Below are 16,927 nucleotides of genomic sequence, written 5' to 3'. Positions count from 1 at the left end.
AAGTTGCTTGTCTTCATATTTTCTTCACAACTTACCGTCATTTTTGTACAGTGAAATTCCTAACTTTGTCTTTCTTGAGTGCCCGCGCCCTGATTGCCCCTCGCCCGGCACTCGCATTCCCGGCCCGACGTTCGTCCCATGACGCATGCCGTACTTTCTACTTGACGATTTCCGCGCCGGCAATCTCGATTGCGTGCGTCTCTTTGAGGATCTCCTCGTTGCCGGCGACGGCCGCGGACCCGTCTCGCCTGATGAAGAGGGCGGCGGCGTCGGTCTGCTCACGGATAAACGCCGCAGCACGATCGCACCCCATGATAATAAGTGCCGTGGACAGGCCGTCTCCCTCTGTCGACGTGCGCGAAAGAACCGTTGCGCTCGCGAGGTCGCTTTCACAGGGGCGTCCCGTTTTCGGGTCAAGGATGTGGTGGTGGACCGTCCCGGTCGCCTTATTGAGAAAGCAGCGCTCGTAGATTCCGCTCGTCACTACGGACAGATTGGAACAGGTGAGAACGCATGCAGGCTTCTCGGGCCTTCTCCCCAAATCGCGAAGTGCGCGCTTGTCGATCCCGTGCGGCGATCGTGCGATGGCCTCGTTCTCGATTCGCTCTCTCTCCTGGTCGCGATGGAAATCGGGCGATCGCACCCCGATGTTCCACGGCCTGCCGTGAGGGGAGCGCCCCATGGCTACAACGTTCCCGCCAAGGCTTATGAACGCGTCGCGCACACCTTGGTCAACCAGTAAATCGCGCACGCGATCGGCGATGTAGCCCTTCGCGATGCCCCCGAGCGTTATCTCGGCCTCGGGGTCGGTGACGATGACGGTGTCCTCGGTTGCATCGACTCGCTGCCATCCCACATGGCGAAGCGCTCGGGCGATATCGCCCTCCGAAGGGGCGTGCGCCGCGTGGAAGTTCCAAAGGCGGGCGAGCGGCGCGAGCGTGATGTCGAAAAGGCCGCTCGACTTCGAGCAGTATCGAAGCGCCTCGCGAACGAGTGCTGCCGTTTCGGGATCGACCTTCGTGCGCCTGCCCTCTGCGTGGTTCACGGCCCAGATATCGCTTCCGGGCAACGTGTGGCTGAGGAGCCGTTCGTATCGCGCACAGAGAGAAACAACCTGGTCGAGATCGTGTTCGGTTGCGCGCGCTTTCACGAAGCACTCGGTGTCGAATGCGTGGAACCATCGTTCGCGCCACTGAGTTTCCTCGGGGTGGGGCACGTCTGTCGAAGAAGGTTGGAGCGCCCGCATCGAGGAAGGGGAGGGTGCGTCCGCCGAGAAAGGGCGGGGCACGCGGTGGCTTTCGTTCGAGTCGGTATTCGAGCTGCTTGCGTAATCGTTCACAGGTGTTCCTTGCAATGAGGCGTGAAATGTATCAAAAAAAGTTATACATGGCTTACCTATATAAGTCAACTATGGTAAACTCACGCGTCGACACGGGGAAAAGTGATTGTCCCGAAATGAGCCCACAGAAAGGCTGGGAAACATATGGAGAAACAAAAGGCGCAGACGATTAAACCGTGGGAAGCCGCGGCGCGAGCCGGTGTCGCGACGGTGCTCGCGGCGGGTATGGCAGGCACGCCCGTGGTGGCGCTCGCCGACGGGGAAGCGCAAGACGATGGCGGAATTCAGTCGCTGAGCACAAACGACGGATATTATTACATCGACGACAGCTCTTACGGGCTGTCGTATTATCTCGGTCAGGCCGCGTCGAACGGGTACACAAAAGTCCACGTCGGAACCAGCTTTTCGGATTCGGGGACGGTTACCATCCCCTCGTCGCTCGCTGAAATCGCCGGCTATTCCGAGGGCTTTTTCAGCCAGGGGCCGAAGGTTGTTAGCATCGGGTATGCGGGCGCGCTCTCCTTCGTCATCCCCTCAGGCAGCGACGTTTCGATTGACCGCGTGAACTTCTATGCGAAATCCGATGACGGTGGCGCGACGGTTACCGTTGATGCGGGCGCGAAGGTGAAGTTCTCCAACTGTTCGTTTTCCAAAACACCCGTGGTGAACGGCGAGGCGATCTTCGAGGACTGCACGTTCGCAACCGGCAAGATCGAGAACAACGGTACGGCAACCTACACCGGGTCGACCCAAGAGCCCGAAAACGTTAGCAAGCCTGCTGACACGTACCAGTCGCTTTCGTTTGTTTTCGCAGGCGACAAGGCATTTGCCCCTGCAGTCGAGGGAAGCTCGGTCGACCAGAATCTCGCGTTTAGCGTGGCGGGAACGAAGGCGGCGGACGCAAAGTTCTCGGCTGCCGTCGTCGATGCCGAGGGCAAAGATGTGGCGGGCCTTTCCGCGACGGTCGAAAGCGGCCAAGTGTCGCTTTCGGGCACGGCTCCTGCGGCGGGCAGCTATCAGGTGAAGCTCACCGCCGAGGCGACGAAGGACGACGGCTCGACCGATTCCATTGCTGAAATGCTCTCCTTCGAGGTCCAGCAGCAGATCCAGGTTCGCCTTTCCGGCAAGCTGCAGTGCTTCGTCGTCGATGGTACGAGCATGATGAGCCTCGACCACGACGGCATCGCCCTCGCGTCGGCTGGTGGCGGTGCGAGCGGCGGCAGCAGCTCGTCCGAGAACAACCGGCTCGATGTCGAGGTGAAGGAAGGCGAAGGCGAGTGGACGGCCTGGAACGACTGGGCGAAGAACGATGGCGAGCGCCAGGACAAGGTCAGCGTCTCCTTTTCTCCTGAAGGCAGCGGTATGGCGGCGAAGGTGACAATGGGCTCGGTTTTCATCACGGGTACCCCCGCAAAATCAGGCACCTATCAGGTCGTTGCCACGGTGACATCCGGCGCCCGCACGGAGCAGAGCAACGCGGTCGAGATGCGCATCTACGACAACGACAAGACGCTCGCCGAGCGCATCGCTGACCTTCCCGAGGGCACGACATCGTGGGACATGGAGCCCTATACCATTGCCGAGACGGGCAACGCGACCGTCCCCACCACGCTGGCCGACATCTACGGCTCGCACGAGTCCGGCACGTACGGCACCATCGGCAAGGGCGAGAACGGGAACTTCGGCACCGAAACGCTCACCATCCCTGCCGGCGCCGATGTCACGCTGCACAACATGAAGGTGCTTTCCAGCGTGAAGATCGTCGTCGAGAAGGGTGCGAAGCTCACTCTTGACGATTCCGTGGCGTACGGAACGGTCGAAGTGAACGGCGGCACGGTTTCCGCGAAGAACTCCTCGTCGTTTGTGGGTCAGATCGTGCTCAATGATGGGTCGACGCTCAAAGACGCCACGATTGTCTCGCACGCTAACTTCCTCTCCGATGGAAATTACCAGGTCAAAGCTCCCGAGGCGCCTGTCTTGGTAAATGGGAACGTCACGTTCGAGGGCGCGAACGCGATCACCGGTTGCGGTATCACATCGGGCAGTGATGCCCAGTCCGCCCTCGTGGTTGGCAAGGGTGCGACGGTGACTATCCCGGCGGGCTCTTCGCTTGTCGCCAAGGGCGGCTCGGTCGACACGACCGGCGGCAACGGCGGCGCGGGCGTGAAGCTCGACGGAGGCTCCATCGTCGGCGAGGGCTCGTTGACTGCCACGGGCGGATCGGTCGGCCTGGGGCTCGGCAACGGCGGCGCGGGCATCGGCGGCCAGGGCAAGGTCGGCGTTGCGACCGTCGTGGCCACGGGCGGCAACATCCCCGCGGCGGGCGAGGGCTCGATAGGCGGCCCCTCCAAGTATAAGGCGGGCGACGGCGTGGCCGCCGACGTTGCGGTGTCCCAGAAGTCGGACATCACCGTCGCGGGCGGCCAGGGTGCGACTCCCGGCAGCTCGGAGGTCGCGAAAACCTACGACCCCGATGCGGAGGGTTCCGATCCTGCCCCCTCTATCGAGAAGCGCTTCAGGGATGTTGACCCGAATGCGTGGTATGCGCCCGGCGTGAAGAAGGTCGCGGATGCCGGCCTCATGCGCGGATACAGCGAGGCGTCGCTGTTCGGCGTCGGCGCGTCGCTTACGCGCTCTGAGCTCGCGATGGTGCTCTGGCGCTATTCCGACCCGGCAGCCGAGGGCTCCTATGACGCAAGCGCTGCCAAAAACGAGACCTCGCTTCCCGATGTTCGCGACGGCGTGTGGTACACGGGCGCGGTGAACTGGGCGGTTGCGAACGGCGTCATGAACGGCTATGCCGACGAGACGGGCGCGCGCACGGCGTTCGGGCCGGATGACGCGGTGACGATGGAGCAGCTTCTCCAGATTCTCGCTAACCTGAAGGGCGCGTCCAATGCTGACGAGGCGGCGCTTTCGTTCCTCATCGATGCCGAGAGCATTTCCCCTTGGGCGAGATCCGCTGCGGCGTGGGCGATTCAGCAGGGCGTGGTCAGCGGGTATGAGCTGCCCGACGGCACGCATCAGCTCGTACCGGGCGAACGCATCGCGCGCGAACGCGTTGCCGTGGTGCTCTCAAATGCGCTCGAGAGGGGCATTCTATAGGAACCTACGGTAAGAAGAGCGTGCGTGGCTGGAGGGCTGCTAAACCGGTTCCCAGACGCGCACGCAGCAGTACTGCTGCGATTCGCCCTGAAGCGTGGTGTTGTCGATGTTCGAGTACGTGACGACGCGCTTGACCGAGCCGGTCGACGCCAGGTAGTCGCCGAAGCTCGGCGCGCCCGACTTCACCTCCAGCAGGAAATACTGCTTGCTCTCGGGGCTGAACCCGCACACGTTGTACGAGTCCTTCGCGATGATCCACCCACCGCACCATGCGGGCGGGGCGGTGGGGGTCACGCCATGACGGAACCACGGGACCAGGCTGTACGAGGCGTTGCCCTCCGCGTTGGTGTCGGGCTGCACGGTGCTTGCGGGAATGTACGTTCCCAGGTTGGCGATGCCTTCGCCGAAATTGTAGATCGCTTCGAACGAGAACATGAACCCCGTGTCGCCGTAACCCGCCTCGAGTGGCTTCATCGAAGAGGGAAGCACGAGGGAGTCGACCACGCTCGCGGATTGCGCGTCGATGCGCGTGAGCTGATAGCGCGATGAGGATGCCGCGGCGCGCGGGGTGATGACGACGGAGTCGCCCGTCGCATAGGGCGGTGTGCACATGCGGCCTTTCGAGGTGTAGGCCTCCTCGGTATCGCTCGAGCCAAAACGTGCTCTCATCAGGCGTGACGCTTCCTTGCTCGCCGATCCGTCCTTCTTGGGGAGAACCTGCCAGAAGGCGTATCCGCTCGATGCGGCGAGCGTCGGGGTCTCCCAATCGGCGTCGCCCTCTTCGGCCAGTGCCGCCGTCCCGAGTTCCCCGTTCGAAAGCGCGGCGCTGTAGATGCGCCAGGTACCGTCGAGGATGTTCGCCTCGGTCCACACGACGCCGGTCGCGCACGCGCGCACATCGTAGATCTCGAAACCTTCTTCTTGGCCTTTCGCCTGGGAAATCGCCGTGGTCTGGTTGCCTGACGAAAGGGAGAGCAACACCACCTTCGTAAGCGGCTTCGAGCCGTCGGTAGGAACGAGGCACGCCGCAAGGGAATCGTCGCTTGCCCAGACGAGCGTTCCGTAGGGAAGCTCGTAGGTTCCTGAAAGCCCGAGCACGGTGCTCGAATCTTCGATTTCGGTGAAGTTGCCCGGCGTCGCGGCAGAACACGACGTGACGGCGTCCTTAGAGACGGCCAGCGTGTTGAAGGTGGGCTCGTTCGCCTTCGAGGCGGCGTTCACTCCCACGCCGATGCCCCCGCCGACAACGGCAAGGGCTCCGATGCCGATTGCGCCGTAAAGGAAGTGCCGTCGGGTGAGAAGGACCTGCCCACCGCCTGGGGCGGGCACCTTGATGCCCTGCTCCGAGCGCCCTTCGGCGACGCGGACCGTCGGTGCGTGCGTTGCATGCGCCGCACGCGGGCGATAGCTCGCAGAAGTGCCCCGCCTCGTGCTTTGGCGAGGGCTTCTTTGCGCGTGCGCGCTGTTTTTTCCTGGAGTGGGTCTTTTCGTTGGCATGGTGGTAATTGTGTCATTTCGCCTACGCCTCGCGCGAGAATACGCCCAATTGCTACAATAAACCCAAAGACGAATCTGACGGTCCGCCGTAGGCTTTAAGCCTTGCGCGCTCCGCCGGCCTCGCGCATGGTCCATGCGCGCAGGAAAATCCCATGTTAGGAGACGTCAATGAACAACGAAACCCGACGCATTCTTCTTGTAGAAGACGAAAAGGCGATTCGCGATGCGGTCGCTGCTTATCTCGAGCGTGAAAACTACTGGGTAACCGCCGTGGGCGACGGCCAGGAGGCGCTTGAGGAATTCCAGAAGCATCATTTCGACCTGGTCGTTCTCGACCTTATGCTCCCGCGCGTTCCCGGCGAGCGCGTCTGCCGCGCCATCCGCGACAACTCCGATGTGCCCATCATCATGCTTACCGCGAAGGGCGAGGTGGAAGACCGCATCATCGGGCTTGAGCTGGGCGCCGACGATTACCTGGTGAAACCCTTCAGCCCCCGCGAGCTTGTCGCGCGCGTGCGCGCCCTGCTCCGCCGCGTGCATGCCGACTCCGAGCCGCAGCGCGAAGTGCTCGAGTTCGGCGACCTCACGATCGACGTTTCCGGCCACAAGGTTCTTGTGAAGGGCGAGGAAGTCGACCTCACGGCTTCCGAGTTCAAGCTGCTCACCACGCTTTCCCGCTATCCGGGCCGCGTGTACTCTCGTATGGAGCTGGTGGAGAAGGTGCTCGGCTACGACTTCGAGGGCTACGAGCGCACCATCGACTCGCACGTGAAGAACCTGCGCGCGAAGATCGGCGACAATCCGCGCAACCCGAAGTGGTTGCATACCGTCCACGGCGTGGGGTATCGCTTCGAAGACCCCACGAAATCCGGCAAATAGCCTGCGGGTGACCCGTGAGCGAAACGAACCGAGCACATAACGGCTCGACGCCCGAAGAGGCGTCGAGCCCCTCTGCGAATGCGGGCGGCGGGGCTGCCCGCATTCGCGTCATGCCCGACTCTTCCGAGGAGCGGGCTTCAACGGGCGAGCCCCATCAGGGAAAGCTTGCGCGAAAGGAGCGCCGCCGCAAGTTCGGCTGGACGAGCCTTTCCTACACTGCGCGCGTCACCTTGGCGTTCGCGCTCATCGCCGCGATGACCGGCCTTGTCGCCATCGGCGTCATCTCGTTTGTGTGGGAGCAGCATTTCCAAACCTATACCGCGTCTAACATGGAGACCCTTGCGGAGACGACCGCCAGCCGCATCGAGGAGCGCATGGAGGCCGACAGCACGCTCACCATCAAGAGCTCTGCGGCGCTTATGCCCGTCGAGGCCGCGCTCGAGGTCACGCCGGGTATCGCTATCAAGGTTGTCGACGAGAACGACGTCACCGTTTTCGATTCCTCGAACCGCATCAACGGCATCCCGAACGCCACGAGCTCCCTCGAACCGAAGGACGCCTCGAAGGTCGCGCTCGCCAAGATCGTGGTCGACGACAAGGTTGTCGGCTCCGTACGCATTTGGGTCTACGGGTCGGATACGCTTATGCGCGGCCCTGACCAGGAGTTCCGCGAGAATTCCTACCAAGCTATGCTCTTCGCGTCGCTCGTGGCCATCGTGCTTGCATCGTGCATCGGCTTTTTGTTCGCGCGCAATCTGGTGGCCCCCATCAACCGCATGACGAAGACGGCCCGCGCCATCAAGGAAGGCGACCTCTCGGCGCGCACCGATCTTCACGGCGAGGACGAGATCGCCCGCCTGGGCGAAACCTTCGACGAGATGGCGGAGTCGGTCGAGAAGGACCGCGAGCTGGAGCGCCGTCTCACAACCGACGTCGCTCACGAGCTGCGCACGCCGCTTATGGCCATCCAATCCACCGTCGAGGCGATGGTCGACGGCGTGTTCGAGGCCGATGCCGAACGCCTCGAGACTGTGAATTCCGAGGTGCAGCGCTTGAGTCGCCTGGTTGACGCGCTCTTGAAGCTCTCCCGCCTGGAAAACCGCGCCACCCCCATGAAAGAGGAAGTGGTCGACGTGGGCGAGCTCATCCAGAGCATCGTCTCCACGCACGAGGCGTTCGTTGCCGACTCGGGGCTCACGTTCGAGTACCGCGCCGAGAAAGGCGTGCTCGTCGTGGGGGATCCCGACATGATTCGCCAGGCCACGGCCAACCTCATCTCGAACGCGGTGCGCTACACCCCCGAAGGCGGGCATGTGTCGGTTACCGTGTCGAAGGGCGACATCATGGCCTCGATCGCTGTGAGAGACACCGGCATCGGGCTTTCCCCCGAGGAGGCGAAGATGGTCTTCTCGCGCTTCTGGAGGGCGGACGCCGGGCGCAACCGCGCGAGCGGCGGCTTAGGCATCGGGCTTGCGGTCGTGAAGGAAATCGTCGATCGCCATGGCGGCTGGGTGCAGGTCGAGGGCGAGAAGGGCAAAGGCGCCTGCTTCACGCTCCATTTCCCCCTCTACGACGAGCAGCGCACGCGCACCAACGATAAGCGCGAGCAACAAAGGCAGCGCCAGCAGCAAAAGCAGCAGCACCGCCAGCAGTTGCTCTCGGGCGCCCGCCAGCAACGCTCGGCCGAAGGAAAATCCGCTTCCAATCGCAAAAAGTAAGGCAGTGCGCGATAATGGGTCGCGACTCATTATCGCTTGTCGGCGTGCGGGGCACTTGCTCGCGCGCCGCATATTCGCAACGAGGTTTTGAAAGGACCTGAAATCATGAGCGTGATCGACATCGAACCCGATGCGCAAGGCAAAGTTCGCGACCTCTACGATCTGGGCGACCGTCTTCTGGTCGTCGCTTCCGATCGCATCTCCGCGTTTGACTACATTCTCGAGGACGAGATTCCCCATAAGGGCCAGGTGCTCACGCAGCTTTCGTGCTTCTGGTTCAAACTGCTCGACGGCGTGATCGAGAACCATCTCATCTCCGCCGACGTCGCCGACCTGCCGGAGCGCTTCAAGCCCTATGCTGATGCGCTGGAAGGGCGGTTCATGCTGGTCAAGAAGGCCGACATGTATCCCGTCGAGTGCATCGTGCGCGGGTATCTCGCGGGCAGCAGCCTTAAGGAGTACCAGGCGCAGGGCACGGTCTGCGGCATCGAGCTGCCAGGCGGCCTCGTGAACTCCTCCAAGCTCGAGACGCCCATCTTCACGCCTTCCACCAAGGCCGAAATCGGCGACCATGACGAGAACATCAGCTTCGAGCGCTGCGCCGAGATCATTGGCGACGAGGCGGCGGCCGAGCTGCGCGATGCGGCCATCAAGGTGTACACCGCCGCGCGCGACCACGCAGCCGACCACGGCATCATCATCGCCGACACCAAGTTCGAGTTCGGACGCGTCGGCGGCCGCCTCATCTTGGCTGATGAAGTTCTCACTCCCGACTCTTCGCGCTTCTGGCCCGGCGATGAGTACGAGCCCGGCAAAAGCCAGTCGAGCTTCGACAAGCAGTACGTCCGCGATTGGCTTACCGCCCATTGGGACAAGGAGTCCGGCACCAAGCCGCCCCGCCTTCCCGAGGACGTCATCAAGCGCACGAGCGAGAAGTACATCGAGGCCTACGAGAAGATCACGGGCGAGAAGTTCCCGTTCGCATAGGGAGCTTCGGTCCGTGCCGGCAGGCGGGCATTCCCGGCCGAGCGCGCTGCCTTAAAGGGCCTTCCCGCTTTTGAAGTAAGTGTCCACGAGAAAGAACCATTGCATGTCACAACGTAACTACATGAACGACCGCTACCAGGACGAGGGCCCTAAGGGTACGACGCGCAAGAGCGCGGCCTCGGCGAAGCCGAAGTCGAAAGCTGCCGCCTCGGTGCATATCCAGTCCTCGACGAAGACCCCTCAGGAGAGAAAAGCGGAGCAGAAGGCTCGCCGCAAGGCCGAGCGCGCCAAGCAAAACGAGCTCGACCGCAAGTACTACAATCCGCCCACAGCGGAATACAAGCGCTTGCGCCGCCTTTGGTGGGTCGTCCTGATCGCCGCGGTGCTTATGGTCGCGCTGTCGTGGTTCGCCCGCTCGTGGGAGCCCGCGTGGATCAGCTACGTTACGCTCGGCTCGTCCTACGTGCTCATCATCCTTGCGTTCTACCTCGACTTCTCGAAGATCCGCAAGTGCCGCCGCAAGTATCAGATGGAAATGGAATCCCAGAACACCAAGGAAAGCCGCCGCGCCGAGAAGGCAAAGCGCGCAGCCGAGCGCGAGGCGGAAAAGCAGAAGGAAGACGCTGCTGCGGAGGTTGCCGAGGAGCAGATCAAGCCCAAGCGCGGCCTGTTCAGCCGCAAGAAGGTCGACGCCGTCGATGCCGCGAAGCCGGCCGATGCCGCTTCTGCTGCAAAGCCTGCCGACAAGTAATCGCCTGCCACCCTGGAAAGGATCATCATGGTTTCGCGCGTATACGTGGAGAAGAAGCCCGGCTTCGATGTCGAAGCGCAACAGCTGCTCGCCGAGCTGCACACCGCCGTTCCCGAGGGACTTGCGAAGACGGCTCGCCTGCGCCTGATCAACTGCTACGACGTCGAGGGCATCGACGAGGAACTTTTCGAGCATTGCATCCCCACGGTGTTCTCCGAGCCGCAGGTCGACGATGCCTCGCGTGAGTTTCCCGTTACGGGCGTCGAGTTCTCGGGCAAGACTGCCAAGCAGCTTGCCGCGGAGGGGGCGGACATTTCCGGAATCGCCGCGGCTCCCGCCAACGTGCACGTGTTCGCCGTCGAAGCGCTACCCGGCCAGTTCGACCAACGCGCCGACTCCGCGTCGCAGTGCATCCAGTTCATCAGCCAGGGCGATCGCCCCGACGTCGCCTTCACGCAGGTCTACGTCATCGAGGGCGAGTGCACTGACGATGCGCTCGCTGCGGTGAAGCACTACGTCATCAACCCGGTCGAGACGCGCGAGGCGTGCCTCGTTGCGCGCGAAACGCTCCAGATCGCCCATCCGACGCCCAAGCCCGTCGAGGTCATCGAGGGTTTCCTCGATTTGGACGAGGCAGGTCTTTCCCAGTTCATCGAGGAGCGCGGTCTGGCGATGGACCTTGCCGACATCGCGTTTTGCCAGCAGTATTTCGCGGGCGAGAAGCGCTGCCCGACCATCACCGAGATCAAGATGATCGACACCTACTGGTCGGACCACTGCCGCCATACCACGTTCGGCACCGAGCTCACCAACGTCGTGATCGACGACGAGCAGGTGCGCGAGACCTACGAGCGCTACCTTAAGCTGCGCCATGAGCTCGGCCGCGACGAGAAGCCCATCTGCCTTATGGACATGGGCACCATCGGTGCGAAGTGGCTAAAATCCCAAGGCATCCTGACCGGCCTCGACGAGTCCGAGGAAATCAACGCCTGCACGGTGAAGTGCACGGTCGACGTCGACGGCAAGGACGAGGACTGGCTCTACCTCTTCAAGAACGAGACGCACAACCATCCTACCGAGATCGAGCCGTTCGGCGGCGCGGCAACGTGCTTGGGGGGCGCTATCCGCGACCCGCTTTCGGGGCGCAGCTACGTGTACCAGGCGATGCGCGTAACCGGTGCGGGTGACCCCACGGTCCCCGTGTCGGAAACGCTTGAAGGCAAGCTTCCTCAGCGCAAGCTCGTGACGACGGCTGCCGCCGGCTACTCGTCCTACGGCAACCAGATCGGCCTGGCCACAGGCTCTGTCCACGAGCTGTATCATCCAGGCTATGTCGCCAAGCGCATGGAGATCGGTGCCGTCGTCGCGGCAACCCCGGCCGATCACGTGCGTCGCGAGAAGCCCGAGCCGGGCGACGTCATCGTTCTTTTGGGCGGGCGCACCGGCCGCGATGGCATCGGCGGCGCGACCGGGTCGTCGAAGGCGCACAACCTGGAGAGCCTTGAGCATTGCGGTGCCGAGGTGCAGAAGGGCAACGCCCCTGTCGAGCGCAAGCTTCAAAGGCTGTTCCGCCGCGGTGAGGCCTGCCGTCTCATCAAGCGCTGTAACGACTTCGGCGCGGGCGGCGTGTCGGTTGCCTTGGGCGAGATCGCTGACGGCCTGCGTATCAACCTCAATAAGGTCCCGAAGAAATACGACGGACTTGATGGCACTGAGCTCGCCATCTCGGAGAGCCAGGAGCGTATGGCTTGCGCCATAGCCGCCGCCGATGTGGAAGAGTTTCTCGGGTATGCCAAGGAGGAGAACCTCGAAGCCACGGTGATCGCCGAGGTCGTTGCCGAGCCGCGCGTGCGCATCTTCTGGAACGACGAGGCCATCGTCGACGTGAGCCGCGAGTTTTTGGCATCGAACGGTGCCCCGAAGCATCAGGACGTTCATATCGAGGCAGGCAGCTCCTATGAGCGCACTTGGGCGGGCGACACGTTCGCCGAGCGCATGGAATCGCTCGTGAGCGATTTGAATGTCTGCTCCAACAAGGGTCTCTCCGAGCGCTTCGATTCCACGATCGGCGCGGCTACCGTGCTCATGCCGTTCGGTGGAAAATACCAGCTCACGCCCGCGCTCGCCATGGTGGCGAAGCTGCCGGTCGACGGCGAGACCACGACGTGCTCCGGCATGGCGTGGGGCTTCAACCCCTATCTCACCGAGAAGAATCAGTTCGTCGGATCCTACATCGCCGTCGTCGAGAGCGTTTCGCGCCTGGTGGCCACGGGTTTCAAGCGCGAGGACATGTACCTTACGTTCCAGGAATACTTCGAGCGCCTGCGCAATGAGCCTGCTCGCTGGGGCAAGCCCGCGGCTGCCGTTCTCGGTGCGCTTCAGGCGCAGCTCGATCTGGGGCTGGGCTCGATCGGAGGAAAAGACTCCATGTCGGGCTCGTTCGAGGACCTCGACGTTCCCCCGACGCTCGTGTCCTTCGCCACTGCGGTCGGCAAGGTCGATCGCGTGACGAGCCCTGAGTTCAAGGGCGCTGGCCACAGGGTCGCGCTCATCGCTCCGCGCTGCTACGACGCCGACGATGTGGCGCCCGCTGCCGAGGACGAGCTTGCGGCGATCGCCGCGGTCGAGGGCCTTATCGGCGAAGGTGCAGCCCTTGCCGTGTCGACGCCTGGTTACGGTTGCGCGGCGGAGTCGCTGTTCAAGATGTGCGTCGGCAACGGAATCGGCGTGGCGCTCGATGACGCCGACGCCGATGCGCTCTTCACCCCCTCATACGGCAGCTTCATCGTCGAGCTGGCCGACGGCGCGGTGCTTCCCGAGGCGACCGAGTGCCTCGATGTCGCCCTTCTCGGTACGACGACCGAGGACTACGTGCTCTCGGTTGCGGGCGAGGCGGTCGATTTGGCTCGCTTGCAGGATGCGTGGGAAGGCGCGATCGAGTCGGTGTTCCCGTATCGCAGCACCGCGGCGCAGTCCGACTCCGACATCGCCGACGTTGCGCCCATCACGTGCGACGACAAGCTGCCGCTCACGTATAGCGGTTCGATCGCGAAGCCGCGCGTCATCATCCCCGTGTTCCCGGGGACGAACTGCGAGTACGACACGGCGCACGCGTTCGAGCGCGCCGGCGCCCTGCCGACCACGCTCATCGTGAACAACTTGACGCCCGATGCGGTCGCCGAGAGCATCGCCGCCCTCGCTGCCGCTATCCGCGAAAGCCAGATCGTCATGATCCCCGGCGGTTTCTCCGGCGGCGATGAGCCTGACGGCTCGGCGAAGTTCATCACGGCGTTCTTCCGCGCCCCTGAGGTGACCGAAGCGGTGCGCGATCTTCTTCAGAACCGCGACGGCCTCATGCTCGGCATCTGCAATGGCTTCCAGGCGCTCGTCAAGCTCGGCCTTGTGCCTTATGGCGACATCGTTCCCATGACCGATGAATGCCCGACGCTTACCTTCAACACGATCGGCCGCCATCAAAGCCGCCTCGTCCGCACGCGCGTGGCGTCGTCGCTTTCCCCGTGGCTTTCCGAGTGCAAGGTGGGGGACACTCACACCGTTGCTATCAGCCATGGTGAGGGCCGCTTTGTGGCAAGCCCCGAACTGATCGAGAAGCTCATCGCAAACGGCCAGGTGGCGACGCAGTACGTCGATGCGGAGGGCAAGCCGTCGATGGACCTTTCGGTCAATCCCAACGGCAGCGTGCTGTCCATCGAGGGCATCACGAGTCCCGATGGCCGTGTGCTCGGCAAGATGGGCCACACCGAGCGTTCGGGCGCTGGGCTCTATCGCAATATCCCGGACTTCACGTATCAACCGCTCATCGAAGGCGGTGTGGAGTACTTCAAGTAAGTGGCGGGCGGCGGCTGATTCCAGCATGGTCGCCACTCTCCGATGGAATATGTTGAAGCGCGGGCAATCGGAGCCCGCGCTTCATTTACGTTACAATGCAAATCGCAATCAAGCTAAACGAAGGAAAAGGTGGGCGCAATGGCAATGCAGGCTGCTGAAGGCACGAGGGACTTTCTACCTGACGAGGCGGCGTTTTGGCTGCATTTTAAGGAGACGGCGTTCTCCGTTTTCGCCCGTTACGGGTATGTGCCCATCGAGACACCGATATTCGAGCAGACCGACCTGTTCGTCCGCGGCATCGGCGAAGCGACCGACGTTGTGTCCAAGGAGATGTTCACCGCCGTGTCGGGCGAGAACCTGAAACGCCTCATCGACGGCGGTACCATCAAGAGCAAAAGCCGCCTGTCGCTTCGTCCCGAGGGCACTGCCGGCGTCGTGCGCGCGGTGGCCCAGCATGACCTCGTTCCCCAGGGTGGCGCGCCCGCGAAATTGATGTACGCGGGCCCCATGTTCCGCGCGGAGCGTCCGCAAAAGGGACGTCAGCGCCAGTTTAACCAGGTGGGCGTGGAGTGCCTGGGCGCCGAGGAGCCGACGATCGACGCTGAGGCCATCATCATGCTCATGCGCTTCTACGAGACAATCGGCATCCCGCGCGAATCGATGCGCCTGCTCATCAACTCGATGGGGTGTGAAAAGTGCCGTCCCGCCTATCGAGAGCTCGTCCGCTCCTATATGAACGAGCATGCCGATGAGCTGTGTGAGACGTGCATGACGCGCGCCGAAATCAACCCGCTGCGCGCGTTCGACTGCAAGAACGAGGGCTGCGCTCACGTAATGGAGAGCGCTCCGAAGATCTCCGACCATCTCTGCCCGGACTGTCGTGAGCATTACGAAGCGGTGAAGACCTATCTTGATGCTGCCGGCGTCGCCTACGAGGAGGACTATAAGCTCGTGCGCGGCTTGGACTATTACACGCGCACCGTGTTCGAGGTCCAGGTGGACAACGGCATGGGAAGTCAGAACGCGATCGGCGGTGGCGGTCGCTACGACAAGCTCGTCGAGGAAGTGGGCGGACGCCCGACGCCGGGTCTTGGGTTCGCGCTTGGATATGAGCGCTGCGCGCTTGCGCTGCAGGCAGCGGGTGTTGAATTTCCCCGTGCTCAGCGGTGCGACCTGTTTGTCGCCTGCGTCGACGATTCGGTGCACGCTGAGGCGTTTTCCCTTGTGCAGGCGTTTCGCGATGCGGGACAATCTGCTGACATGGATCATCAGAAGCGCAGCCTGAAAAGTCAGTTCAAGCTTGCCGACAAGCTGAACGCATCGATGGTCGCCATTCTTGGTCCCGATGAGCTCTCCGAGGGCAAGGTGAAGGTGCGCAATATGACGTCGCACGCGGAGCGTCTGGTCGACCTTGCTGCAGTGAAGGCAATCCTTGCGAAATTCTCCAGCGAGGGCGCCGTCCTCACGCCGGAGCAGATGCGTGAAGTTCTCACTGAGGTTGAGTAGCGCTAAGAGAGAAGAGAACTGTGGGGCGAATGCCGTAGGCGATTGTCTCATCCATTCAAGAGGCCGGGTGCTCGAGAAACACTCGGCCTCTTTCTATAGCAAGGGTGCCACTATGAAGCGGGAAATATCTCTGCGTGGCAGAAAGCTACTATATATAGTGATGCGCCGACCCCTTTGGCGGATTTCGCTTCGAATGATTCTGCCCGACAGTTGTCCGAAGCGCCCAGGGACCGGGCTCTCTTAGTTAGTCGGGCTCGGGAACATTTGGTGGGTTCCCGCCCTCGCATATTGAGATGCCCCACACCGCCTCCCAGCGCCCTTCCTGGGCTTATGGAGGGAATGTGTGCGGGGCCCGAAAGGCAATAGAAGCGCGTCATCCCAGGTCGTATGGCGAAAACGGCCCTTGAGGCGCCCCTTCCCGGGAAAAAGGCGCGATTCCCCCTTGACCGCGGGAGGGGGTGCGCGTAATATATCTCCTTGCGCCGCGGACGGAAGGAAGCGGCGGGGCGGGGCGCTAGACGCCCCGGGAACCTTGAAAACCGGATACCGAGGAAAACGGATAGGAACGCGTGCGGGGCCCCCGCCGGCGAGGATGCCGGCGGAGATCTCCGACGAGAGACCAATTCCATGAGGAACCCGATCCCGGGTTCCGACCATCATTCCGATGGCTTTTTCTTTATTTTGATTCGAGCTTAGGCGCCCCTCAAGGGGGCGCCCGAACGAAGAGTTTGATCCTGGCTCAGGATGAACGCTGGCGGCGTGCCTAACACATGCAAGTCGAACGGTTAAGGCGGCTTCGGCCGCGGATAAAGTGGCGAACGGGTGAGTAACGCGTGACCGACCTTCCCCCCGCACCGGGACAACCGCGGGAAACCGCGGCTGATACCGGGTACTCCGGGGCCTTCGCATGGGGGCCCCGGGAAAGCTCCGGCGGCGGGGGATGGGGTCGCGTCCCATCAGGTAGTAGGCGGGGCAACGGCCCACCTAGCCGACGACGGGTAGCCGGGTTGAGAGACCGACCGGCCACATTGGGACTGAGATACGGCCCAGACTCCTACGGGAGGCAGCAGTGGGGAATTTTGCGCAATGGGGGCAACCCTGACGCAGCAACGCCGCGTGCGGGACGACGGCCTTCGGGTTGTAAACCGCTTTCAGCAGGGAAGAACCTCTGACGGTACCTGCAGAAGAAGCCCCGGCTAACTACGTGCCAGCAGCCGCGGTAATACGTAGGGGGCGAGCGTTATCCGGAATGATTGGGCGTAAAGCGCGCGCAGGCGGCCGCTCAAGCGGGACCTC

9 protein-coding genes and 1 rRNA gene are annotated in these 16,927 nt (G+C 62.7%); 8 read left to right on the top strand and 2 right to left on the bottom strand.

The window, feature by feature from the left end:
* Positions 1-157: 157 nt before the first annotated feature.
* Positions 158-1,246: an FAD:protein FMN transferase gene (locus F8C90_RS02180; protein WP_246155751.1), complete on the bottom strand. Its 1,089-nt coding sequence runs from the start codon at positions 1,244-1,246 to the stop codon at positions 158-160.
* Positions 1,247-1,483: 237 nt separating this feature from the next.
* Here F8C90_RS02180 and F8C90_RS02175 point away from each other — a divergent pair, with 237 nt between their 5' ends.
* On the top strand, positions 1,484-4,444 hold the full coding sequence (locus F8C90_RS02175) for an S-layer homology domain-containing protein (RefSeq protein WP_158048814.1): 2,961 nt from the start codon (positions 1,484-1,486) through the stop codon (positions 4,442-4,444).
* Between the two features lie 39 nt (positions 4,445-4,483).
* On the opposite strand, the gene F8C90_RS02170 is transcribed toward F8C90_RS02175, so the two are convergent.
* Positions 4,484-5,773 carry a twin-arginine translocation signal domain-containing protein gene (locus F8C90_RS02170; protein ID WP_158048813.1) on the bottom strand — a complete coding sequence of 430 codons (1,290 nt, stop codon included), beginning with the start codon at positions 5,771-5,773 and terminating at the stop codon, positions 4,484-4,486.
* Positions 5,774-6,109: 336 nt separating this feature from the next.
* On the opposite strand from F8C90_RS02170, the gene F8C90_RS02165 reads away from it, so the two are divergent.
* The 7 genes from F8C90_RS02165 to F8C90_RS02135 all read left to right on the top strand — a co-directional run.
* On the top strand, positions 6,110-6,820 hold the full coding sequence (locus F8C90_RS02165) for a response regulator transcription factor (RefSeq protein WP_158048812.1): 711 nt from the start codon (positions 6,110-6,112) through the stop codon (positions 6,818-6,820).
* 110 nt (positions 6,821-6,930) lie between these two features.
* Positions 6,931-8,538, top strand: a complete 1,608-nt coding sequence (locus F8C90_RS02160; protein WP_158048912.1) for a sensor histidine kinase — start codon at positions 6,931-6,933, stop codon at positions 8,536-8,538.
* Positions 8,539-8,643: 105 nt separating this feature from the next.
* Positions 8,644-9,525 (top strand): phosphoribosylaminoimidazolesuccinocarboxamide synthase, encoded by an 882-nt coding sequence (locus tag F8C90_RS02155; protein ID WP_158048811.1) that lies wholly within the window; start codon positions 8,644-8,646, stop codon positions 9,523-9,525.
* 103 nt (positions 9,526-9,628) lie between these two features.
* On the top strand, positions 9,629-10,276 hold the full coding sequence (locus F8C90_RS02150) for a Rossmann-fold NAD(P)-binding domain-containing protein (RefSeq protein ID WP_158048810.1): 648 nt from the start codon (positions 9,629-9,631) through the stop codon (positions 10,274-10,276).
* A gap of 27 nt (positions 10,277-10,303) precedes the next feature.
* Positions 10,304-14,125 carry a phosphoribosylformylglycinamidine synthase gene (locus F8C90_RS02145; RefSeq protein WP_158048809.1) on the top strand — a complete coding sequence of 1,274 codons (3,822 nt, stop codon included), beginning with the start codon at positions 10,304-10,306 and terminating at the stop codon, positions 14,123-14,125.
* Positions 14,126-14,263: 138 nt separating this feature from the next.
* The gene (gene hisS / locus F8C90_RS02140; RefSeq protein ID WP_158048808.1) at positions 14,264-15,631 is read left to right on the top strand and encodes a histidine--tRNA ligase; all 1,368 of its coding nucleotides are present in this window, start codon (positions 14,264-14,266) and stop codon (positions 15,629-15,631) included.
* A 716-nt stretch (positions 15,632-16,347) separates the two neighbouring features.
* Positions 16,348-16,927: ribosomal RNA gene (locus F8C90_RS02135) — 16S ribosomal RNA — on the top strand; the annotation flags it as partial.

The sequence above is a fragment of the Ellagibacter isourolithinifaciens genome (assembly GCF_008831035.1).
Lineage (GTDB): Bacteria > Actinomycetota > Coriobacteriia > Coriobacteriales > Eggerthellaceae > Ellagibacter > Ellagibacter isourolithinifaciens.
This window is presented reverse-complemented; position numbering and strand designations above follow the sequence as displayed.